Source organism: Haloarcula halophila, from assembly GCF_029278565.1.
In the GTDB taxonomy this organism is placed as follows: domain Archaea; phylum Halobacteriota; class Halobacteria; order Halobacteriales; family Haloarculaceae; genus Haloarcula; species Haloarcula halophila.
In genome coordinates, this window is the sequence record NZ_CP119561.1 from 270,082 (window position 1) to 292,712 (window position 22,631).

General features: G+C 59.4%; 23 protein-coding genes. 15 read left to right on the forward strand and 8 right to left on the reverse strand.

What is annotated here, in order from left to right:
- Positions 1-5 precede the first annotated feature (5 nt).
- On the reverse strand, positions 6-812 hold the full coding sequence (locus P0204_RS19910; protein WP_276224153.1) for a DUF7847 domain-containing protein: 807 nt from the start codon (positions 810-812) through the stop codon (positions 6-8).
- Positions 813-2,483: 1,671 nt separating this feature from the next.
- On the reverse strand, positions 2,484-2,681 hold the full coding sequence (locus P0204_RS21285; protein ID WP_473092355.1) for a DUF7987 family protein: 198 nt from the start codon (positions 2,679-2,681) through the stop codon (positions 2,484-2,486).
- A gap of 699 nt (positions 2,682-3,380) precedes the next feature.
- On the opposite strand from P0204_RS21285, the gene P0204_RS19920 reads away from it, so the two are divergent.
- From P0204_RS19920 to P0204_RS19930, 3 genes are all read left to right on the forward strand, one after another.
- Positions 3,381-4,238, forward strand: coding sequence for a DUF6498-containing protein (locus P0204_RS19920; RefSeq protein WP_276224155.1), 858 nt, complete (start codon positions 3,381-3,383; stop codon positions 4,236-4,238).
- 339 nt (positions 4,239-4,577) lie between these two features.
- On the forward strand, positions 4,578-5,096 hold the full coding sequence (locus P0204_RS19925) for a hypothetical protein (RefSeq protein WP_276224157.1): 519 nt from the start codon (positions 4,578-4,580) through the stop codon (positions 5,094-5,096).
- 414 nt (positions 5,097-5,510) lie between these two features.
- Positions 5,511-5,735, forward strand: a complete 225-nt coding sequence (locus P0204_RS19930) for a Sec-independent protein translocase subunit TatA/TatB (RefSeq protein WP_276224159.1) — start codon at positions 5,511-5,513, stop codon at positions 5,733-5,735.
- Positions 5,736-5,872: 137 nt separating this feature from the next.
- Here the strand turns inward: P0204_RS19930 and P0204_RS19935 are convergent, their stop codons facing one another.
- Complete coding sequence (locus P0204_RS19935; protein ID WP_379801971.1) at positions 5,873-6,607, reverse strand: DUF7344 domain-containing protein; 735 nt, start codon at positions 6,605-6,607, stop codon at positions 5,873-5,875.
- Positions 6,608-6,871: 264 nt separating this feature from the next.
- Between P0204_RS19935 and P0204_RS19940 the strand changes: the two genes are divergently transcribed.
- Complete coding sequence (locus tag P0204_RS19940; RefSeq protein WP_276224163.1) at positions 6,872-7,708, forward strand: DUF8054 domain-containing protein; 837 nt, start codon at positions 6,872-6,874, stop codon at positions 7,706-7,708.
- Here the strand turns inward: P0204_RS19940 and P0204_RS19945 are convergent.
- Positions 7,705-8,232, reverse strand: a complete 528-nt coding sequence (locus P0204_RS19945; protein ID WP_276224164.1) for a DUF7344 domain-containing protein — start codon at positions 8,230-8,232, stop codon at positions 7,705-7,707. The genes P0204_RS19940 and P0204_RS19945 overlap by 4 nt on opposite strands.
- A gap of 375 nt (positions 8,233-8,607) precedes the next feature.
- Between P0204_RS19945 and P0204_RS19950 the strand changes: the two genes are divergently transcribed.
- The 7 genes from P0204_RS19950 (at position 8,608) to P0204_RS19980 (ending at position 17,276) form a co-directional block, all read left to right on the forward strand.
- Complete coding sequence (locus P0204_RS19950; protein WP_276224165.1) at positions 8,608-9,489, forward strand: SipW-dependent-type signal peptide-containing protein; 882 nt, start codon at positions 8,608-8,610, stop codon at positions 9,487-9,489.
- Positions 9,490-9,498: 9 nt separating this feature from the next.
- A complete protein-coding gene (locus tag P0204_RS19955; protein ID WP_336406477.1) occupies positions 9,499-10,920 on the forward strand; it encodes a vWA domain-containing protein in 1,422 nt (473 codons plus the stop codon).
- A 42-nt stretch (positions 10,921-10,962) separates the two neighbouring features.
- A complete protein-coding gene (locus tag P0204_RS19960; protein WP_276224167.1) occupies positions 10,963-12,672 on the forward strand; it encodes a vWA domain-containing protein in 1,710 nt (569 codons plus the stop codon).
- Between the two features lie 125 nt (positions 12,673-12,797).
- The gene (locus P0204_RS19965) at positions 12,798-13,616 is read left to right on the forward strand and encodes a hypothetical protein (protein WP_276224170.1); all 819 of its coding nucleotides are present in this window, start codon (positions 12,798-12,800) and stop codon (positions 13,614-13,616) included.
- The gene (locus tag P0204_RS19970; protein WP_276224172.1) at positions 13,613-14,713 is read left to right on the forward strand and encodes a hypothetical protein; all 1,101 of its coding nucleotides are present in this window, start codon (positions 13,613-13,615) and stop codon (positions 14,711-14,713) included. The genes P0204_RS19965 and P0204_RS19970 overlap by 4 nt, the downstream gene beginning before the upstream one ends.
- Entirely contained in the window at positions 14,710-15,726 is a 1,017-nt protein-coding gene (locus tag P0204_RS19975) for a signal peptidase I (RefSeq protein ID WP_276224174.1), read from the forward strand. The genes P0204_RS19970 and P0204_RS19975 overlap by 4 nt, the downstream gene beginning before the upstream one ends.
- A complete protein-coding gene (locus tag P0204_RS19980; protein WP_276224175.1) occupies positions 15,723-17,276 on the forward strand; it encodes a hypothetical protein in 1,554 nt (517 codons plus the stop codon). The genes P0204_RS19975 and P0204_RS19980 overlap by 4 nt, the downstream gene beginning before the upstream one ends.
- Positions 17,277-17,293: 17 nt before the next feature.
- Here P0204_RS19980 and P0204_RS19985 read toward each other — a convergent pair whose 3' ends face one another.
- The 4 genes from P0204_RS19985 to P0204_RS20000 all read right to left on the reverse strand — a co-directional run bounded on the left by P0204_RS19985 (position 17,294) and on the right by P0204_RS20000 (position 20,001).
- Positions 17,294-17,959, reverse strand: coding sequence for a helix-turn-helix domain-containing protein (locus P0204_RS19985; protein ID WP_276224177.1), 666 nt, complete (start codon positions 17,957-17,959; stop codon positions 17,294-17,296).
- A gap of 105 nt (positions 17,960-18,064) precedes the next feature.
- Positions 18,065-18,466, reverse strand: a complete 402-nt coding sequence (locus P0204_RS19990) for an HVO_A0114 family putative DNA-binding protein (protein WP_276224178.1) — start codon at positions 18,464-18,466, stop codon at positions 18,065-18,067.
- Positions 18,459-18,815, reverse strand: coding sequence for a toxin-antitoxin system TumE family protein (locus P0204_RS19995; RefSeq protein ID WP_276224180.1), 357 nt, complete (start codon positions 18,813-18,815; stop codon positions 18,459-18,461). The genes P0204_RS19990 and P0204_RS19995 overlap by 8 nt, the downstream gene beginning before the upstream one ends.
- A gap of 310 nt (positions 18,816-19,125) precedes the next feature.
- A complete protein-coding gene (locus P0204_RS20000; protein ID WP_276224181.1) occupies positions 19,126-20,001 on the reverse strand; it encodes a DUF8172 family protein in 876 nt (291 codons plus the stop codon).
- A 301-nt stretch (positions 20,002-20,302) separates the two neighbouring features.
- Between P0204_RS20000 and P0204_RS20005 the strand changes: the two genes are divergently transcribed.
- The 4 genes from P0204_RS20005 (at position 20,303) to P0204_RS20020 (ending at position 22,604) form a co-directional block, all read left to right on the forward strand.
- On the forward strand, positions 20,303-20,842 hold the full coding sequence (locus P0204_RS20005; RefSeq protein ID WP_276224183.1) for a DUF7342 family protein: 540 nt from the start codon (positions 20,303-20,305) through the stop codon (positions 20,840-20,842).
- A gap of 3 nt (positions 20,843-20,845) precedes the next feature.
- On the forward strand, positions 20,846-21,304 hold the full coding sequence (locus P0204_RS20010) for a hypothetical protein (RefSeq protein ID WP_276224185.1): 459 nt from the start codon (positions 20,846-20,848) through the stop codon (positions 21,302-21,304).
- A 370-nt stretch (positions 21,305-21,674) separates the two neighbouring features.
- A complete protein-coding gene (locus P0204_RS20015) occupies positions 21,675-21,950 on the forward strand; it encodes a hypothetical protein (RefSeq protein ID WP_276224187.1) in 276 nt (91 codons plus the stop codon).
- Between the two features lie 9 nt (positions 21,951-21,959).
- The gene (locus P0204_RS20020; protein WP_276224188.1) at positions 21,960-22,604 is read left to right on the forward strand and encodes a DUF6338 family protein; all 645 of its coding nucleotides are present in this window, start codon (positions 21,960-21,962) and stop codon (positions 22,602-22,604) included.
- The last annotated feature ends 27 nt before the right edge of the window (positions 22,605-22,631 follow it).

Below are 22,631 nucleotides of genomic sequence, written 5' to 3' on the forward strand. Positions count from 1 at the left end.
ACCGATTAGACCCCCACCGTGTCGTCCTGGGTTGAATCCGCTACCGTCGAGCCGGTGCGCGGAGCTTGGTCATCCTCCTGAAGTTGCTGGTACGCGCATGTCGCCACAGCGATTCCAAACACTGTCGTGATGCCAGTGGTGATCATCCCCAGCGCAAGTGCCGGGAGCGGGCTCAAAAAGAACAACACCGTCGCCGGACTACTCGCGAGCACACTGACGACGAAAACGAGCGCCCCAAGTCCGAACAGTTCGAGCCGCTCACCGCGTGACAGTTCCCAACTGTCCCGGAGTGCCGCAACGAAGTTCTTGTTTTGCAACGCGATCTCCTGTCTGACGAAGAAAAACGAGAGTGCAACGAATACTCCCGGGAGGATCAGCAGCGCTGTACCGAGATACGTGAGAACGGTCGCGATAGTCCCACCGACTGCACCGTTCAGCATCGCCAGTGGGAGTCCGTTCCGGAGGGTTGGATCCGTCGGTGACCGTGTCTGTTCGGCTGCAAACGCCCTGATCCCGACGATCCGAAGCGCTTCCGCGAGGAGTGCGGTTCCCAGCGCGAGCAGCAAGACGACGGGCAGTGGAAGCGGGACCGCAAGCACTGTTTGTGCCGCACCGAAACCGCCAAACGACGATTGCTGTACCGCTTGTGCCGAAATCCCCTGGAACCACTGTTGTACGCCGAGTGACACCGACTGTGAGATCACCGTGTTCAGCGCACCGAACGCGACAAATACACCGATCAACAGCAGTCCGTTTCGTGTCACTGTCCGGTCGAACCCGTCCTGGAGGGCTTTTCCGATATTCAGGGACATTACGTCCGTAGATGCTGCGGGACAAATATAGGTAGCCATGCTGCGTTTCTTGGGTTGAAACTCCCCACAAATTGTATATCCCTCCAGTGGGAGGGACATGCCGGCCGGTCGTGCGTACTGCACAGGTTTTCGATGAACTGTGTATGGCTATTGTCGGTCATAAGACCGTTCGTTAGTTGCTCGACGATGCCCAAACCGGACGGTATTCACTCCGAGGTCCACAGATGAGTGACGCAAACGAGAGGACGTGGGTCTGCAGCGTGTCCGGTTCCCTGACTGGAATATTAGATCTCTTTCAGATACTTGTCGATCCCCACTGGAACCTACGGCGCGGTTGCAGGCCTGATGTCGGAGGACCGATCCGATAGCGCTGTCCTGTAACCACACCCTAGCGCCATCGACCGGAACGATGTACATTAACAAGGCGACCGGTTCTGCCGGGAGCTCAGGCGCGGCGAACGCAGCGATCACCACCAGGCCGGTAGTTGAAGCAACCACGTACAGCGCGATGATAATGGACCTCCCAACCGGTCGAAGGCCCAGTTTGAGTGCCTCTGCTGGCGGCCGGTCCTGATACGATCCGTCGGCGGGAAGCTCGTGCCAGGCCCGGACCAGTTACGAGACACAGATGGCAAGAATCGTATGCTGACCGTTCCTGAGAGGAGCGAAAACACGCCCCGATCAGCGATATTCCGGCGAGAAGCAGGGCCCGTTTCTCCGAAAGAGCTGATGCCGTGAATAGCGCGGGACGTATGAGCACAAATCGAATACACAGATACTGAACCAATAGATAGTACTCACGGAGTTGATTTCAGAAGCGTTGGGACGAACCAGCTGTTCAGTGGACCTGCTTACTGAGCGGTCAACTTGAGTATTCCTTGCACTGCAAGGCCAACTACGACGGTGGCCGGCAGTCTCACCAACGTAGGCAGGTTGGTCAACGAAACCAGCCCAAAGAGAACGACCAGCCCTGCCAGAGCGGATATGAAAAATCGTTGATTTTCCGTTGAAACCATAGTTGAGAACTGTATTCTCATGAAAAGACTCTGTTGGTGCTGCGCCCAATAATAAAAAGACTCACTCCCTGTACTTAATGAAGTAACCTGACAGATTGTCTATCTTTCCGACCAATCGATTTGAAATACGCACTCAGTAGATGTGTATAACTACCGCCTCCGACCGCTGAAACTGGCGAGAATGTCCACCAGTATTTTATAGATTTGAGCGCGGCTCCGGTTCACGGCTTTTCTTATATCCAACAAAACCTGCTGAGATGAGGATAGCTACGAGTAAAGACATAACGCCAAGCTGCATCAAGGAATCATTATTGGACGTATACCCGATTAACGCTACGAGATAAATAATTATCACTAAACAAATCACCCCGAGACGGGTTTTGCTTAACTCTTCCATGACTGGTGCTAAGTTCTTAACCACAAATAAATCTATTTTATTGTCATTGTTATCATCGGTACTGGGCAATTTGATCACTCAAGAATTGGTGATAACACCGTCCGGGACGCGCGTTCCGATTAATCAAATCCGACCGCTCAGGCTTCATTCCAGGTTACCTCCGGAGCCAATATGGGGAGAACGAGAAAGGGAACAAGGATATCGAGATCAAGGATTCATAGCATTCCCGCTGCATGTCGTCGGTTCGGCCGAAGAAATTCAGCTACGCCATTCGTTGACGAGTGTCGGAAAGATGACACCGACTCCAAGTAGCACAGCGAAATGAATCCACTGACGGTCGGTCACGATCGTTGTCGCAAATACCGATACGAGAGCGAGGATGACAAAGACCGCTGTGATCTTGGTTCCTGTACTAATGAGACTACTCGACCTATTGGAGGGCTGCTCTGACATCATCCCGTTATTTGATTGGTGTGTAAAAAATACTTATCGACAGTCTCAGAGCCAACAACTGCCGCGGACCGCAGAGCGCACCCTGCGGAGTTGAGACCGGCCGACTGCGAACAGCCCTATGGTACCGTCTATAAATTAGCGGATCCTCGATACTATAACGCTTCGTCTGTATCTCACACGCCACTACTGACAAATATCTCAATGCTCGGGAAACCCCGCCGTTGTTAGGTGTAGCCCGACTGGTTACGCGAGGTTCGTTTCCTCTCGGTTCACGCTTGGAAGGCTGTCATTCTGAAAGTTCGGTATAGAGCTGTGTCAACCCACACTCGGGACAAAGAAACGCATGAAGCGGCGTTTGATGCCCGACACCGAGTCGGTCAAGCACACCACCGTCTCTTTTTGTTTCGACGTAGAGGTCACCGACTCCCTCAGCGGTTACGTTCGTCTTCTCCATTTGGCCATCACACACCGGACAATGGCGTTCAGTCATAGGGTCTACGCCTGCCTGTGTTCCCGATTGCTAAAGAAGCCAGGTCACGGTCTCATGTCAAGAAGCACCGATTCCAACATATGTCTTTGCTGGCCACGGTATTGTTTCTCGCTCGGCCATCGGTTCCACACGTCGCGTCAAGTTTCACTCCGAGATTCGTAGATGGAAACATCGTTGATTCAGCGATACTGACACCCAGTTGAATGTCTCCAATGACCCTCCGACGGGCAAACGATCAACATTGGTCCACACTGATCCTCGTCCTCGTGTCGAACGCGCTCCCGGCCGCAGGGGTGGCCTTTCTGGGATGGCGTGCGTCTGAAATCCTGGTTCTATACTGGGTCGAGGTTGTCGTGATGGTCGCTGCCTACAGCGTGGCGGCACTGTTCGCGAGGCAGCCAATCGTACTGGACGACCGCGACTTCTACATCGTCGGGTACGGGAGCCATGAAGAGATTGACCAAGAGCGTTGGAGTGGCGACCCTGAGCCGATCGACTGGATAGAGAATGTTCTTCCGGGCGCAATCGGGTCACGCCTGCCACCGATATACCGACGGAACTTCCGCGTTGTCGGCCGGTCTCTGACTGTTACGCTGTTTCTCGCCATGCTGTGGGCGTATCTGAGCGACATCGTCTCGAATCCGGTAGCTGCCCTTGAGTCACCGGCAGTCATCCTCGGGTCACTGGCGGTTTGTACGTCGCAATTAGCCGAACTCCGACGAGAATACTTCGTCCCGAATACGTACGAAGACTGGTCGGCGTATATGACGGTAGAGGCCGCACAGCGGGTTGTTGTTTTTTATATTCTGCTGGGCGTGGCTGTGGTTCCTGTGACTATTATCGGCCTCGTGGTGTTGGGACTGCTACTGGAGTTGGTCTCGGGCGGGGTTGCCATTCCTAGCCCAGCAGGTGGATCTGCCGGAATCGACTTAGCAGTTCTCGCTCCCGTCGTCGTTTTTTCACTGGGGAAGGCCGTAGTCGATTGGTCACGCCGGACAGTCGGAATCCGAACCGATGCAGGCGGCCTTGCCGGCTGGTTTACCCCGGAGAATCCACACCTGCGCGAGTGAGAACAGGAGCGTAGATGAACTCATTAGCTCTGTTGAAATCCTCGACCGGTAATATGTTCTCACCGTTCTGCTGAATACGGAGCGCGAATCTGGCACAAATCGAGATCGGTCTGCAGAGAAAGAATGATCGGTCAGTACAAGGGATCAATACAGCACAGCATCTATGCGTGAGAGACCGCTCGAACGCCACAAGTTTCACCTCGATCTAATCAGTACAGATCTTTAGGCGGTCAATTCCGGACATAGCGGGTTCAAAAACACAGCCGGCTCGTTCTTCATTCAGCACCGTCAAACAGGCTAGCCGGTGGAAACATACCCGGTGGGAGGGAATACTACGGTATGAGCACGACCGCTGTGAAGAGGGTCGGTGCATTCTGTAAACGCTACGGTCCAGGGCGGCTTCCCGGCGCGAGCCGACCGGCCATCGGTGCCGGCTACGCCGTCGCCACGGCGGCGCTGGCCGCAGCGGTGGCATTCGTCACCCTGACCGGCATCCAGACGCTGCTGTTTGGCGGGCCGATTGCGGTCACGGGCGAACTCACGTATGTTGGGCTGCTGGCGATTCCACTCGTCGTCCCGGCCGCCTTCGCCGGCGGCGCCGTGGCGTGGCTACTGCTTCCCGAGTCAATATCATACCGCGGGCCCCTCGCCGGCTTTATTGCGACGGTGCTGACCTACGTCGTCGCGACGCTGCTGGTTGTCCCCGTCTTGATCGCCACCAGTCCCTCCCAGCCGAGGGCGTCCGTGGAGCTCGGTCTGCTCGTCGGCATCGTCGGATTCCTCACCACGTTTTGGCTGACCCTTCCCATTGGCGCCGTCAGCGGCTGGATTCACGAGCGAGCGGTCACCGAGCATTGACTGCCTTCGGTGGATGTTGCTGCGATCAATTCGCACGTTCGTTCTAATAACTTATTCAGAGATACAATTCTGAAAATAACGCAGTCCCTGTGATGACTGCATCCTCTGCATTGATCGTTAGACAACTCGATTGAACATGCTGAGATAATCACGACCAGTTCTCTTGAGGGAACTGCTACCTCTGCTTAGCGTGAAAGGCACCGAAATCGAATACGTAGATCCTGGGCCAAAGAACAGTGCTCACAGTGTTGATTTCAGAACTGTTCGGACGACCTAGCTGCTCAGTGGCCCTCCAAACTGACTGCCGACTGTTCTGAGAACTCTGGCAGGAGGTGAGCCGTACCGCTGTGGTCACGAACCAGCCAGTAACAGTATCATACTGATGAATATCGCTGTCTAATGTAGTACTGAACTATGACTGCCTCACTGGTCATCGGTATGCCCGGCGGAACAGAGCTGTTAGCGATACTCGCGATTGCGATACTCCTGTTCGGTGCGAACAAACTACCGGGTCTAGCGCGGTCTTCTGGCCAAGCGATAGGGGAGTTCAAGAAGGGAAGAGACCAGATAGAACGAGAGATTCGAGAGACTGTCCAGGAATCGTCCGAGATCGCAGAGGAACGCACCGGGGACGAATAACTGTCTTTTCTGCTGTGTATTCGAGTCAGTAGCCCGGAGTTCCGTACTACCGTCGATGAGCGCCGTGTCCCTCCACGTCAGTTGAGGGCAGCGATGTCACACAGGCACTGTAGTCCAGCGATACTGGCGATCCATCGTTAGTCTTCGTCCGTTGGAGAGTTGACGGCAGTGGTGTCGGCGCCAGCCCCCCCGGCCCCGTTCGGACCCAGGTTCGTCGAGGGGTCGTCTACCGTGGCGGTCGAAGGACTCTCAGTCGCACCCTCAGCCGCTGATGCTTCCGATACCGCTCGTCTTTGCCTCGGAATCGCGATCTCCGGTGGTTCGTCACTCTCCCGGAGGAATCGCCACCGGTCGTGGAAGACGTGGTATCCGCTCACCGCGAGGAACCACCCTGATATGAGCATCGCGTACGCGATGTCGGGAACCAGTCCGAACGGCCACACCGAGAGCCAGACACAGACCGCGAGCGTGGCCGAGACCGCGCCGAGTCCAAGATACACTTGGCTCCACGGGAGGTTTCGCTTGTGGGCCAGTCCAAAGTAGATATCGAACTGTTCGAGCGAATCGGTCATCGTCACTGTGCCACGGTTCCGGTCGTATGTGACGATGCCGAGTCGGTCCATCTTCGGGAGGTGGGTCTGATGAAGCGCACTGTAGATTCGTTTTCGTTGCTTTGGGTTGACCGCATCCGTCCCGACACCGTTTTCCCATGCCGCGAGCTGTTCCGAGAGCTCCCGGATTGGGACCTGACCAGCATCATTGTCCTGTTTCATATAGTGGAGGACGTAGCGGCGGCGTCTGTTGCTGAGTGTCGTAAATAGTTCGTCGGTCGTTATTGATTTGAGTTGTCTGTTGTCTGTGTGTTCTTTCACTCACACCCCTCCGGTAACTAATTGACAACAAAATGGAATAGTAATTGAGGTTGCGTACGAAAACTATTGATATAGCTACTAGAACGTCACAGCTACGATCAAGTTTGCTACGTGACTGACAGTTACACTCAGTTGTGGCGACATCAGGAATATAAAACACTGTCACACGACCGAAGCGACCGGCCGGGCACCTGACCGGAGAGCGGGATACGCGAACCATACCTATGATTTCCTCCCTCGTAAGGTCACTGATTGTCAGTCACTATGTCCTCAGATGGCCATACCCCCGCTCGGTCCCGCCTCAGAAATCCCGAGTACACCGGCCGGAACCGATGTGTTCCCTGTACGGTCGTCAACGTCGCGCTCGCTGTGGTGTTGACTGCACTGGTTGCCATCGAGTCCCGGACGCTGGCTGTCGGTGTCGGTGTCGGGTCACTGGTACTCATCTACCTGCGTGGCTATCTGGTTCCGGGAACGCCGGCCCTGACTAAACGGTACCTCCCGGCACGGGTGCTCGTGTGGTTCGACAAGGAACCGATGACCGCGACAGACGGGACGTTCGACCCCGGGTCGGTGCTGTTCCGGGCGGACCTGTTGGCGACGACGCCCGACGGGGCGGATCTCAGACTGGACTTGGCGTTTGCGACGCGGTGGGCGTCCAGAACTCAGGCACTGCTCGAAGCGGACGTCGACGGGGAACAGACCGCCCTCGCAGCGTTGCTTGATGTGTCGACCGACGACCTGCTCATCGCCGACGGTGAGACGGGGCTGGCTGCGTACCTCGACGGCCAATTGCTCGGCTCGTGGCCCTCACGGACGGCCTTCTTCGCCGATATGGCCGGCATGGAACTGCTGGCCGAGCGGGTTGACGAGTGGGACAGGCTGTCGGTGTCGATGCGGAGCGAAGTCGCGGGGACGTTACGCCTGTTTGCGGAGTCCTGTCCCCGCTGTGGTGGTCTCGTTGAACTCGACGAGACGGTTCGGGAGAGTTGCTGTTCGACCCACGAAGTCGTCACGGCGGCGTGTAGAGCGTGTGGGACCCGGCTGCTGGAACTACCGATCTCCGAGGAAATGCGGGCGGCGATGAACGAGCAGGATTAATTCCGCCGGAGCGACAGCATCACCCGGAACGTTTTGGCGAGCTGGGAGGCTGTCGAGAGTGCGAACACTGCTAGCGCCGCGCTAGTGAGTACCAGTGGGTCGATACCCGGGACGTACGGCACCTCGGCGAGGACGACGACCACGCTAAGGAGACTGACGATGCCCAGCAAGCGGTAGTACTCGGCCCACGAGAGTCCGAAACAGGCGACGGTGTCGATGTACCGATAGAGCGACCGCACTGCCGGCCGTGGGCGGACCAGCTTTCGATCACGATCGTACTCAATGAGTGCGAGCGTCTGGAGTTTCGGTAGGTGTGTCTGGTGGAGGGCGTTGTAGACGCTCGCGCGATGAGTCCGTGGTGCGGGATCGACGCCTGTCTCCCGCGTTGCGACGCGTTCGGAGAGCTCCCGTAGCGTTAGTTCGCGTTCGGTGTTGGCAAGCAGCGTCGCGACTGTCTCGCGCCGACGGTCGTTACTGAGCAGTTCGTAGGCGTCGTCCGCCGGGAGCCTGTCGCGACCGAACATCTTGTTCACGCGTCTGAGAGACCGCCGGGGGATTAGCCATGAGTCGCCTACACTCCGGCACGGCGAGCGTACGCGTCCCGTATGCCCACTGGACGGTCGGCACGGTTGTGGGTACGATGGGGCTGTATCTGACTAGTATCCTGAACGTGTGCGGTACAGCCGCTGGACGAACTGGTATGGACACTGTAGCTATCCGCTCGATACCGGTATGGCGGCGTTGCAATCGCTGCCAGCTGCGGTACGAAGGTCGTATATTTCGGCCACAAAGGCCTGCTATCCGCTCAATCACTCAATAAGGAAGTCCCATCCCCCCAAGGTACCAGACAACCCGAAGCGACCCGCCGACATCAGGCGGCGACGCCGGGTGCATGAACCATGACCGACGACAACCAACAACTGTACAACCTCTCGCGACGCAAAATGCTGGCCGGCCTCGGCGCAGTGGGGCTCGCCTCCGCAGGCGCGGGACTTGGCACCGCCGCGTACTTCAGCGACACCGAAGAGTTCGAGGGCAACTCGATCACCGCCGGGACGCTCGACATGTCCGTCAGTGCGACCGTCGTGGCCGCAAACGAATACTGGGTCAACAACGGTGGCCTCGGGCTTGCCGAAGTCGCGGACAGTCAGGACGCCGTCGTGGGCCTGGAGGTCGACGATGTCAAGCCCGGCGACTGGGGCATCATCTGCTTCGACATCGACATCGAGTCCAACCCCGGCTACGTGCAGGTGTGCACGGAAGAGTTCGCAGAGACCGGCGGCGCGAACCCCGAACCGGAACAGGAAGCGGAAGGCGACGCCGACAACGACGCCGACCTCGGCGAGTTCCTGCTGAGCACAGTCTGGCAGGACTACAGCGGCCCGACCGACGGCTCCAGCGGCGGTATGAAGACCGACCTCTCGGTGCTCGACCCCGTCTTCAACAACGCCGGGAACAGCCTATCGGTCGCGTACGGTGAGCCCGACACCGGCGGCGTGGTCGACGGCGACCAGCACCACACCACCGCGCGTGAAGCAAACGGCATCCTCGACGCGGCCAACGGCGGCTACGTCATCAAGGACGACCAGGGTGTGCCCCTCGCAATCGGCGCCGGGGACACCTACACGTTCTACCTCCTGTTCGAGATCCCTTTCGCGGTGGGCAACGTCATCCAGGGCGACACGCTGAGCTTCGACCTCGCGTTCAAGACCGAACAGGTCCGCAACAACGACACCCCGTTCCAGAACGACCCGGCACCGGGGACCCCCACGCCAGAGTAAGTACAAACCATGGCTGAAAAGAAACAACTCCACAACCTGACCCGGCGGAAGATGCTTGCCGGCCTCGGTGCCGTCGGCGTCGCTTCGGCGGGGGCGGGCCTGGGCACCTCGGCGTTCTTCAGCGACGAGGAGTCATTCATCAACAACAGACTCACCGCGGGGACGGTCGACCTCAAACTCGACTACAAGGCGACGTATACCGGGGGGGAAAACCAATTCGACGCCATTCAGGAGAACTACCCCGACGCGGAGGCGCTGGGCGACGGCGTCTACCTGCTTGACCAAGCACCCAGCCCCGCTGACATGCAGGAGTGGGAGGACCTCGTCCAAGGCGAGAATTTCGACTTCTGTTCGCCCGAGGCCGACGAGTACCTCGTTAATGGCGACGAGATTCCCATCTTCACGCTTGACGACGTGAAACCCGGCGACTCCGGCGAGGTCACTATCAGCTTCCACATCTGTGACAACCCGGCGTACCTCCAGCTCTCGGGCGCTATCACGGAGAACACCGAAAACGGCCAGACCGACCCCGAAATCGTGGCGGAGGGCGTGGACACCGACGGTATTGGTGAGCTCGCAGACGCCATCGAGGTCTGTGTCTGGTACGACGAGGACTGTGACAACGTCTACGAACCGACCGGTACCGGACAGCAACAGGAACTGGAAGTCGCACTTGTCAGTGACGTCTCCGGCTCCATGAGCGGGTCGCCGTTGTCGGCGCTCAAAACCGCCGCGAGTGATTTTGTCGGCAACCTCTCATCACCGGACGAGGCGGCCGCGGTGTCGTTCAGCAGCGGCGCTACGACCGACCAAGAGCTGACGACGAACTACGCGGCCGTCCAGAACGCGATCAATTCTTACACTGCGGGAGGGAGCACCTCCATCGCGGCTGGCGTCAACGAGGGGGCCGACGAACTCCTCAACGGCGCGAACGCGACCCCCGGTGCGTCCAAGGTGATGATTCTGCTGAGCGACGGTAACTCCAACGCCAGCGCCGCGACCACCGCGGCCGACAACGCCAAGGCCGCAGGTATCCGCATCTTCACTATCGCGTTAGGCAGTGCGAACACGACGCTCCTAGAGAGCCTCGCGTCCTCGCCCGACGACGCCTTCATCGCCCCCAACCCGAGCGACCTCGACACCGTCTACGCGGAAATCGCACAGGTCGTTCTCGCGGGGGAACAGAAGATTATCGAGGGGACGATGGCCGAGGTGTTCGACGAACTCTCGGAGGGCGTCCTCCTCGACGGAGACCGACAGGAAGACAGTACGCAACCGTACCCCGGCGCGACGACCCAGTGTATCGGCTTTGAGTGGGAACTCCCGTTCGCGGTTGGGAACCACGTCCAGTCAGATTCGCTCACCTTCGACATCGTCGTTGACGCCGAACAGAGCCGCAACAACGACGCACCGTTCGGCACCGCGCTGTAACCGCGCCGCCCATTCTTGTTGAATAACCAATATAGCATTACAATGACTCACAAACCACAACTTCACAACCTCACCCGGCGGAAAATGCTGGCCGGCCTCGGAGCCGTCGGTATCGCCTCCGCGGGTGCGGGGCTGGGTACGTCCGCGTACTTCAGCGACCGCGAATCGTTTGCCGACAACTCCCTCGTGGCGGGCGAACTCGACCTGCTGGTCGACTGGCAACAGACCTACACAGCAAACGACGAGACCGTGTTCGTCAATGCCCACCCGGACCACGACGCTGACGGCGAGCAGTCCATCGTCGCCGACAACGACGACGGGCAAATAAAGTACAGCGACTTCCTCGACGAGGACGACCCGGACAGCAACGGGGAGAACCTTCCGGTGCTGAACTGCGAGAACCTCCCGCCAATCGATGAGGCCGCCTTCGGAACCGACCCGACGACCGGCGACGTTCAGGAGACACTCGTCCAACTGGACGACGTGAAACCCGGCGACGAGGGCGAGATTACGTTCAGCCTCCACCTCTGTGACAACCCCGGCTACATCTGGATGCAAGCCGACAACGTCACCGAGAGCGAGGGGGTCAACACCGACCCGGAACTCGCCGTGGACACGCCCGACGGCGGCGACCTCGCGAGCGCAATCCAGGCGAAGCTCTGGTACGACGCCGACTGTGACAACGTCCACGACGAGGCCGAGCCGGCCGACATCATGCTGACGCTCGACTTCTCCGGTTCGATGCTGTACCGCCAGTACGGAGGCGTCGTCAGCGAGGACTCCATCCAGGTCAACGGCAGCAACTACGACGAGACGACGAAAATCGACCTTGTCGAGCTGGCGACCCGAGAGTTCGTCCAGTACCTCGACGCCCAGAACGCCGACGTGCAGGTCGGTGTCGCCTACTTCGACGGGGAAGGCAGCGACGACACCGAGCCACGCACGGGTATCCTGCAGGGGCTGACCAGCGACCTCTCGGTCGTCGACAGCGCCCTCACGGGGCTGCGCCAGAAACTGGCCAACGTCGTCACCGGCGGCGAACCGTCGGACCCGTTCGACGGCGACGGTGACCCGGACCCCGACAGCAACGCCGGTGGTATCGCCACGGGTACCTACATTGGCGAGGGTGTCGACGACGCCCAGGACGAACTGGCGGCCAACGGTCGCTCGGGTGTCGACGCCTCGAACATCGTCCTCTCGGACGGCGAGTCATTCAACGGCACGGGCTCGACGCAGTTCAGCTTCCCACAGGACGCGGCGACGGACGCGCGAAGTGCCTCGCCGTCCCCGGCAACGGACCTTTACACCGTCTCTGTCGGAAGCGCGAACGACAGCGTCCTCCAGGACATGGCCGGCGCGGCCGGCGGACCGGGGAGCAACCCCCTGTTCTTCTTTGATGTGGACGACCCCGTCACTATCCCGACCGTCTTCGGCGTGCTGGCCAGCCAGTTCGTCGCCGAGAAGGTCATCATGGAGGACACGCTGGACAACGTGCTCGCGGCGATGGCGGCCGGCAACGGCATTCCGCTGGACGGCAACGTCCTGACGGTGTACGACGAGCTATCGGACCCACCGACCGACGAAGACCGCGACGCCTTCGAAGGCAACGGCCTGATGTACTGTGTCGCACTCTCGTGGGAACTGCCCTTCGAGGTCGGCAACGAAGTGCAGGGCGACACGCTCGGCTTCGACCTGGGCTTCTACACCGAGCAGGAGCGCAACAACGACGGGAGCGGCCCAGCGACGGCCTGATATCCGACCCCTCGCTGACGCCCCGGTGGTCCCCTATCCGGGGTCCATACCGATCCGGCAACCACACCATACCTATCGACGATAGCGGTGTTGCAGAGCGTACGAACGACGACGGAGATTCAGAAATGAGAGTTACACGACGAGAACTGTTGGCCGCCCTCGGTGTGGGCACCCTCGGGCTCGGCAGCGTCGCCGGGTTGGGCGGACAGCCACGCTACACGCACTACACCTACGCGGCCGACGGGGACCCCGACGACCGACGGGTCCGGGTGGCGTGGTACGAACGCTACAACGGTGTCTTCCAGGAGACGCAAAACGGCACGAGCGACCCCGGACTGGACGACACGCTGGACCCGGCGACGAACCCGGCCTACGTCACGGACGCGGAGTTCGTGATCGAGGCGGCCGGCCCGGTGATTACCGTCGGCGACGTCATGCCCGGCGACGACGGGACGCTCGTGGTGGGCCTGGAAGTGGCCGACGACCTGAGCGTCCCCTCAGAGCCTGTCGATATCTGGCTGCAGGCCGCTATCGGGGCCGACAGCGAGAACGGTATCAACGAACCGGAACAGGCCGCGGGCGACACCTCGCCGACCGACGGCGAACTCGACGACGAACTCGTGGTGGCACTCTGGCGCGACGGCGCGCCGCTTGGCTCCTGTAACGGCCGCCGTGATTTCGCCGAACAGCTCGAAAGCCCCATCGTCGCGAGCACGCCGCTGAGCGTCGCGTTCGCCGCGACAAGCGACGTGGGCGACGACGACGGGCAGCGTGTCCTCGACTCGGTGGCCCCGGGGGAGAGCCGCTGTCTCGCACTCGAATGGGAGTTTCCTGCCGATACCGCGACTAACCGCTCGCAGGGCGACGGGGTCGTCTTCGACCTGCGGTTCGGCGCGGTCCCCGTCGGTGCGTCGAGCCCGTTCGACGGAGGGACCGGCCAATGACCCTCTCACGCCGCGGCCTGCTCAGCGCACTCGCGGTGGGAAGCGTCGGCAGCCTCGCCGGCCACAACGCAGTCGCCCTACTGAGCGACCGGGAAACGATGGAGACCCAGATGACGGCCGGACTTGTCGATATCGTCGTCGAGTACTGGCGGGATCTCGGGCCCGACGGACCGGACCTGACGGCGCCTGACGGCGTCGGCGACGGAACGACCCTCGCCGGTCACGTCGAGGACCTCTCAACCGGCGCGCCCGTCCGTGATCTGTTCAGAATCAGTCTCCCGCAGGACCGCGGCGGCACCAACAACCCCGCCCGCATCTGGCTCTGGGCCGACTGTCCCGAAGCGACGACGCTGGGCGAACTCCTCACGGTGACGCTGTCCTACAGTGACGCGGACGGAAGGGCCGGATCGACCATCGCCTCGGGGTCGCTCCGCCAGGTGGCCGATTCGCTCCGCGAGGGTGTCCGGCTTGCGGAGAGCCCACCGGTCGACGAGAGCGGCTGTATTGCCGACGAGCTGTTCATCCTCGCGGAGTACGAACTGGCCGCGTACGTGGGCAGCGAGTCCGTCGCACTGCCGCTTGACATCCGCGCGGTGCAGTGTCGAAACACCGACGGGACGCTCAACCCATTCAGTGCGAGCGACACCGAACCCTGCCCACCCGGCTACAGCTGTGACTGTTGCTGGATGATCGGGAAGGTCGAAGTCGACACCGAACTCGAAGTCGGCGAGACCTACTCTTTCGACGAGGGGCTGGCCGGCTACGGCATCGAGGTGACGGCGATGGACGGCGACGGCGGCGTCGCGTTCACGCTCACGACTGACGAGGAGACCCCCCTGCTCCCGCTCTGTGCGGTCGACGTCAAGGGGGGGCCCGAACCGTACGAACACTACCCGCGCAGCGCGGACGCGTTCGGTTTCGACACGACTGACCTCGACGGTACCACGGACGGGCTCGTCTACACGCCCGTCAACGACAACAACGGGACCAACTACGGTATCAGCAACATCGTCGTCAGCGTCTGCGCCCCGACGCTCTCGGACGGGAGCTGTCCGGCCCCGCTGACCCAACTCGCCCGTGGAGGTGGGCGACCATGACCGACGATACCAATTTCAATACGAACGATACCGAACCGGCGACAGGGCGGCAGAACCAGGGGAGCGACGATCAGCGCGGTATCGATAGCGAGCGGCTCCGACAGGCAACGAAAGCAGCCGGCACCCTGTGTCTGGTTCTCGCGCTCCTCCCGTTTCTCGTCTTCGCGGTCCCGCAGACGGTCGGCGCCGACCACGGCTTCGTCATTCTCTCTGGGAGCATGGAGCCCGCACTCTCCCCCGGGGATGTCGTCATCGTCTCGGACGCGGCGTCCGTCGAGGTCGGTGATATCATCACCTTCTCCAACGGCGGGTCAATACCCGTCACTCACCGAGTCGTCGGTGTTCAGGACGGGCAGTACATCACGAAAGGCGACGCCAATGGCAACCCCGACACCGCCTCGGTCGCTCCCGGGAGCGTCCTTGGGCGGGTGGTCCACACCATCCCGCTCATCGGCTACGTAATCATCTGGGCGAACACGCCGACCGGACAGATCGCGCTCGTGGTCGTCCCGCTGTTGTTGTTGGGCGTGAGTTCGCTCCGCCGGTGGGCCACCGAGGATGACGACTCGATGTCGGACGAAACGCCGACCGACGGGACTGACATCGCGGCGATGTTCGACGCGGTGGCGACGGACAGCGAGGCGGGAGCCGAACTCGTCGAATGGACGCCCCCAGTGACGGTGAGCAAGCCTACGGAGATGGCCGCCGAACCAGCGGCAGTCGAGAACGACGCGGCGACCGACGACACCGTCGGCGTGCCCGCCCCTGACCTCAAACTGACGCTCCTCTCGACGGCCGTCCTCTGTGGCTACGCGGGTTGGAACGTCTCCCGCGAGGTGGCCACCACCGGCGTGCCCCATCCGGTCTCGGTCGGGATAGTGACTGCCGGCCTCCTCGGCCTTGCGTTCGCGCTGTGGACGACCCTAAGTGTCGACCCGACTGCCCCGGAAGCGGCGGAGGAGGCAGCGCCGACCGCCGTCGGCGGTGGCGTCGAGATGGAGGACGGGACATGAGCCGGCTGCTTGTCGTGTTCGTCACCGCCGTCACCGTCACGGCGATGATGACCGCTGCCGTTCCGGGGGCACCAATCACCACACACGCGCTGTTTGGCGACTCGGAGCCAGTGACGGTCACCTTCAGCACGGACGGCACCACCTCGGACCTCGCGGTTCAAGCCGCCCCACCACGAGGGGGTTCGAACGGCGGACCGAGCATGTCGTCGCTCCAGACAGCGAGCCAAAGTCCGTCCGGTCCAGAGAGCAGTGACGAGCGCGGCCAAGAGGCGCCCTCGGTTCCGGACGGCGGGACGGCCGGTGACGCCGATAGCACGCCGGCAGCCGAGGACGCCCCCTCCGACGACGGAACGGACACCACTGGCGGCTCAGACACGACCGACGGCGACTTGGCCACGCCACCGGCCGGCGACATGCCGCCCACTCCGGACTCGTCGGACGGGTCGGGCGGCGACAGCGCTACCACCGACTCGGACCCTGCTGTCGGGGTGCCCAACGACGGCGGCGAGGGGGATTCGACCGGCGGCGGAGACGACGACTCGGACGCCGACGGGGTGTCGGCACCCGACGACGGCAGCGGGTCCGGCGCGTCCACCCCGGACGAATCGGACGACGGGTCAGACACGCCACCAACCGACGGTGTAGCGTCTGGGACGGCTGCCGTCCCCGGTGACGGCAGCACCGACGGGGAGGTTGAGACGCCCCAGACTGTCGGTGACGGGACCGACTCGTCCGCCAGCGACGACGAATCCAGCGGCGTCGACGCATCCGACCAGTCTGCGGGCGACAGCGAACCGGGCGGCGACACCGATGCACCGGAAGGTGAACCCGCGTCCAACACCGAGTCGGGCAGTGACGACGGAGCGACTGGGTCGGACGATGCGAGCCAGAACTCGGCATCGGCGACGACGGATGACAGCGACGCGACATCAATTGACGGGGAGAGCGCAGACAGCACCAACGATGACGCTTCGGGCAGCTCCGATGGCACCGAGACCACCGACAGCGACGACGATGCAGCCAGTGACGGCGATCCAACTAGTGACGACGACAGCAGCGACCCGCACACCGCCAGCGGCGGTGACTCGTCCAGCGACTCCGGCAGCGGTGATGATTCCGGCGGGAGTGACACTGGCAGTGACGACAGTGCAGGCATAGCCAACAGTGGAAACGACGACGGTTCGCCCGGTGACTCCACCGGCAGCGACAGTTCCGGTGAGAGTGACTCCTCAACCGACACCAGCAACGGCGACAGTTCAGGAGATACCGAGTCCAACAGCGGTGACAGCGATACAAATAGTGACGCCGACAACGGAGACGACAGCGATTCATCCGGCGACACTAGCAGTAGTCAGAGTGACAGACCGGTTGGTGCGGATGACAGTGACTCGTCCAGCGCCTCCACCAACGGCGGGAATTCAGACGACTCCGCCAGTAGCGACGACAGCGACCCCTCCGGCGACTCCACCAATAGCGGTGACAGTTCCAATGACTCCATTAATAGCAGTGATAGTTCTGGCGACATGCCAAATATCGTTGAGACATCCTAATGAGCTTTGAAAGAGTGTCAGTCGTCGAGTCCCGCGGCTGTCGTCGGCAACGGCGAGGATGTGAGAACCTCCTGTACTGCCCGCCGAATCCGGTCCGAGAGCGCCTGTGAACTCACGTCGAACTCCGTTGAGAGTTCCTCCAGCGTAATTTGCCGGGGGATATCGAAATAGCCGCGTTCGATGGCCGTCACGAGCGTCTCGTGTTGTAGGGGCGTGAGATTGTAGCGGACGTCGTCGCGCATCGGCGACGCCTCTGTAGCAATGTTGATAACTTCGAAATCGATATCCGCGTCCCGACAGAGCGCGTGGAAATCCCGAAGGGCGGCATGGTTGTCGAATCGGAGGCGGAACGACCACGAGTTGGTGCCGTGGGCTTCAAGTACTGTCGCTCCGCTGGTGATCAGAATCGAAGTGAACGTGCACACGCTCCCGTCCCACTTGACCCTGTACAGGATGCTCCCGTCAACGCGGTTGAGCGCTTCTAGGTTTTCCACCTGAGGTGCCGCCCGGACGCGACGCTCGAACGACTCGAAGTCCACTCCCTCCACCCAGAAGAAAGGTATTACCTCGTCACCGAGCGGGACGACCCGGTCGAGCAGGATGTGAATATCCTCCTCGCCTGCGGTGATACGACTAAGCGCGAAATCCTCGGTGTCTATCTCCAAGGCGAGAAGGACCGTCATGATAGTCACAATGTTACACGTCATTAACAATATTTCTATACTGATAATTCTACTCAGTCGAGTATGCGTCGATAATCACGACCAATTGCCCAAGACAACGAGAGATTACGGAGCGGCAGTGGCTTCATCTCCGGAGTCGTGAGCAAGCGGCGAGACGACGAGATCGTCGTAGGGGAACACTGGCTTCTTTGCCCGCCCGACAGCCTCGAAGCGGATGACGCCCAGCGCTTCGAGTGTTGTGAGTTCTTCGTGGACGTTCTTCTTGTCACGGCCAACCAGTCGTGCTGTCTCACGAATGCTGTCGGGTTCTTCGTCCCTAATTACGCGCAAGAGCGTGTATGTCCGTTCGTTGAACACATCAGTTAGTTGACTCTCGTTTGGGAACCGGACAGTGGCTGGCCGGTTGAGGGACTCTCCTTCTTTGAGTGTCTGAATCGCTTCGAGGCCTTCTTCGTACGGGTTGGTCTCGTTGTCGACCGTGACCACGAGCACATTCTGTTCAGTCATGGGTATCACCATTGTCTTTGGATGGACCGAAGCGTGGCTTCGGAATCTCGTCCCAGAACTGTTCGTAGAGTTCCTCGATGCCCGGGAACTCGATGAACGCCGGTTCCGGGTCAGGAGCGACGTGTAATTCATGGCCTTTTGTGTCCTCGTGTGAGTTGTCATAGCGACGGATCGTTCCGTCGTCGAGCGTCTTGGGACCGGCGGTCAACGCTCCGTAGTGAAGCGTGTACCGCCACCCCGACGGATAGGCGTCGTCGTCCGTCCGCCGGATCGATACACGAACGACAGTCCCATCGTCGTACACTGTTGCGTTATCGTATCCATCGAGATCATCGGCCGTTGGTTCCATCCGCTACCACGTTGGTTTCGTGGCCAACGATAAAGGAGTGTTGGTTCCTCAAACAACGCTTTTGAGACTACGCTGTGCAAATCAGTAGAAAACGCGGTCAAGCATACCGCGATAATCACGACCATATCTCACTTCCGTATGGCATGCGTGTAGGGTGATGCAAGAGTTTATACAATCACACAGCTAAATTTGAACTATGAGTCTTGACGAGGCGGTAGACGAGGCGCTCGCGACATACGGGATGTCGCGTAGCGAGGAGGCCGAGGAAACGGGCCGATTAGTCGCTACTCTCCAAGACTAACGCAGTCTGCTAGTCAAGCCGCCGGATTTTCTCTGCGAACTCCGCTTTAGATATCCCCGTAGTGTCGGTCAACTCTGGAAAGCCGGCTCGTTCAACTGCTTGCTCCACAAATTCTATCCAGAGGTCTTGGTGCTTTTCGGCGTAGAATACCTTCGCTTCATGCGGATACATATCAAGCTCATATTCTGACAAATCGATCATGACTTGATGTTTCCGCTCAAGCGTTGTGGCTCCGAACTCACGCAAATGTTTGAACAGGACGTTCTTCCGACGAACGGTCAGGAGACGCTTTGATTCGTTAATATACTCGTTGACCCACTCTCGCCAGTCGTAGGTCTCGGGTTCGATCTCGGTTTTTGTTTCGGGCATCGAAAAGTCGGTGTTGATACGGCGTAGGTAGAACTGTACCAGTGCCACAGCAGTCCGGTGATTCCCGTTGGGAAGAGCGTGCTTGAGAATCAGATTCGATGCGAGGCGACCAGCGACATCTGTTGCCGTCCCCTCCCACGATGTCTCATCAAACGCTTCGGGGAGGGCGTCAATGTCGATGTTCTTGTAGGCCTCCACAGGCGTCCCCTCTTCTTCCTCGTTCTGTGAGAGGAGCGCCCGATAGATCTCCAGAAGCCGTGCGACAATCGTTCCGTTGTCTTCAGTCATGTCCGCGAGAGCGTCACTAAGGTCAAGTTCGATCTCGCTCACTGCACCGCCGCCGACCCGAGATGTGTAGACACCGTAGAACTCTGCATCAAGTTCGTATTCCATGACTTTCACGGCTACATTCCCATCGTAGTCGACGATTTGTGACACAAGATTCTCGGGGTCTGGATTGACGAAAGCGAGGGAGAACTGCTTGTCTGCAGGGTGGTGGTAGTGGACGTGCCCCATCTTGCTATCGGACAATACTCGGAGAGCATATTAAATGACTTCGTGAACAGATGCAGGTCGGCGGGCGTCCCCGATTGTGTCGAGAAGCACGACCAGTTTCAACTGCCCTGACGCCGTCCAATAAACATGACTGCCGCAATCGTCTTTTGACGCCGCCTTCCCCGCAGTAGAGCCGCCAAGAACGGGAGATGACTAAGTTATGGATCCAGTTTGTATGTGTCGAACGATCGGTCAGAGGATAACACTCGATATAGAATGAACTACCTCAATCTATATTAAGCCAGAGTGCGAACGGTAGACTATGACCGAAGACGAATCATATTCTGAGAGCCTGATGAACCGTCAGACGACGGGCGAGGACCGTGTACGGATGGTCGCACGGCAGCTGTCGGAGCCGCGGACAGCGAATTGGATCGCCTCTGAAGCGGGCTGGTCACACGAGCCTACCAAGCGCGTTCTTGAACGACTCGTTGACGACAGTATTCTCCACCGTGACGAAAGCGGTACCCACACCACGTACTACCCTGATTACCGTCGGCAGGCGATGCAGGAAGCGATGCGCCTTCGAGACAGCGGCCATACCGTCGAGGAGCTTACGGATCGGCTGGCCGAGATGAAGGCACAAATTCGTGACTGGGAGGACACATTCGACGTCGAGTCACCGAATCAGCTTCGTGGGACCCTAGCTGACGAGATCCTCGACGGCGAAGAGGAGGACCAGCGCCGTGAAATCGCTCGTGAGTGGGAACACCTGCAGCGGCGCATCAAAATCGTCGGGTTCGCCATCCGCGAGTGGGACTTCCTCGCCCCAACGACAGACCCTGCTGAGGCTAGCAGCTAACGAATGTCAGTCCCTCATCCCGGAGGCGACCCAAACGCGAATCTCTACGCCCAACTGAAGCGGGACGTCCTCGATCGCGTGCCACAAATTACGACAGTCGAGTACGTTCCAAACGATATTGAGGCCAAGCAGCTGCGGGCGAGTTTCGATCCAGACCGTCTTGACCCCCCGACAGGCCCTGATTCGCCGGAGCTGACCATCAAATGGTACCGGCAGGACCCTCACGATTGGTTCCGTATCAACTACACCGACCCGAACACGGGCTTTCACGCTGGATGGCATCAGGACGAGGACCACGCCGATCTTGGACGGGCACATTTCCAATACGCAGCCGACAATGGGGAGGATCGCTGGGGAATCACGTTCACCCAACAGACTCCCTCCCTGATTCTCTGGGAAATCGTAGAAGACCTTCTTGAGGAAGTCCGTCCAAACTACCAGTACGCGAACGAGGAACGATAACCCTTGATAACGCCTGTGGAGAACGCACCGGACGGTCACTCGCGGATTCGTTGACGGGTACCCCACGACAAGAGGAAAATCCATGGTGGCGAGGGCGGGAACCAATGATTCGGGAGATAATCACGACCAAAATATCTTCCCACCTGATAATCTGATTACTAAGGTTCGAAACACCGCAGTCCAGACATTACTCAAACCAGGACCCTCTGCGTACCTCTATGCTCGCACTGTCTCGGATCCGCCTCCAAAGTTAACAGATCCTACTTCAGCTCCAGTTACTCACTGAAGAACCTGTGCAGGAATATTCTGGGCATCAAAATCAACCTACGATAGGCTAACGCTTTTTATGCTCTATTGATACTCGTGAAGTATGAGCGACGACTCGGACACCAACTCCAGCAGCGATTCTTCAAGCGGTTCGTCGAGCACGAAGCGGGAGCTCTCAAAAAGCAAAAAGAAAAACCGGGAAGCGTTGTCCGGGTCGAAGCAGCGGGCGAACTCGAAGGGAAAAAAGGTTGAGACAACCAGATGGTCTCCCGAAGACGGCGCTGGTTATATCCCGACGGAGGAAGGCGGGTCTGGACAAGAGGTTAGCAGTGACACTACCTCTAGCGAAGATTCTAGCGGTAGTTCTTCAGACGAGTAACGATAACACATGGTCTCGGTTACCACGTTGAGTATCGTTGGGTTAGCCGCACTTGTCGCACCAGGATTCATTTCGGTGTTGCTGGCGACCACGATTGGTGTTGTTGAACGCGAACCCTCTCGATTCAAAATCTTAGTTGCAAGTCTGATTTCCAGTCTGCTGATCGACACAATGTTTCTAGGCGTATACCAAGTGTTCTACTCCCCAGTCACCAGTCTTGGGCAATTAGAGTCGATTTTCTTCACGCCTCAGTTTCGGCTAGACTTGGTTGCAATCTACTTTAGCATCGCAATTGCGCTGGGTGTAGTGTATTCGTTGGAGTTGATTTACGAGGTGCGAAGCAAAGTACAGCATGTGTTGTGGAGTCGCAGTGAGTACCGAAGACATCGCCGTCAGCCGTGGGAGGGGGCGATGGACGATGCGTCTGTTGTGCGTGTGAAAACGCCAAGTGATGCCCGTATCATTGGCCGGGTAAGTGAATATAGTCGCGCCGAGAAGCCCCACGAACTGTGGCTGGACGACGTCTACTGGGTCGATGAGGAGACAGACGAACCGTTTTCAGACGGAGTTACCGAATCGATTGTGTTGCTAGAGGGCGATATTGAGCGAGTGACGGTACTTGACTCGGAAACGGAGTCCCGCTTTGGTGATTAGAGGGAAAGTATGAAGATACCATAATTA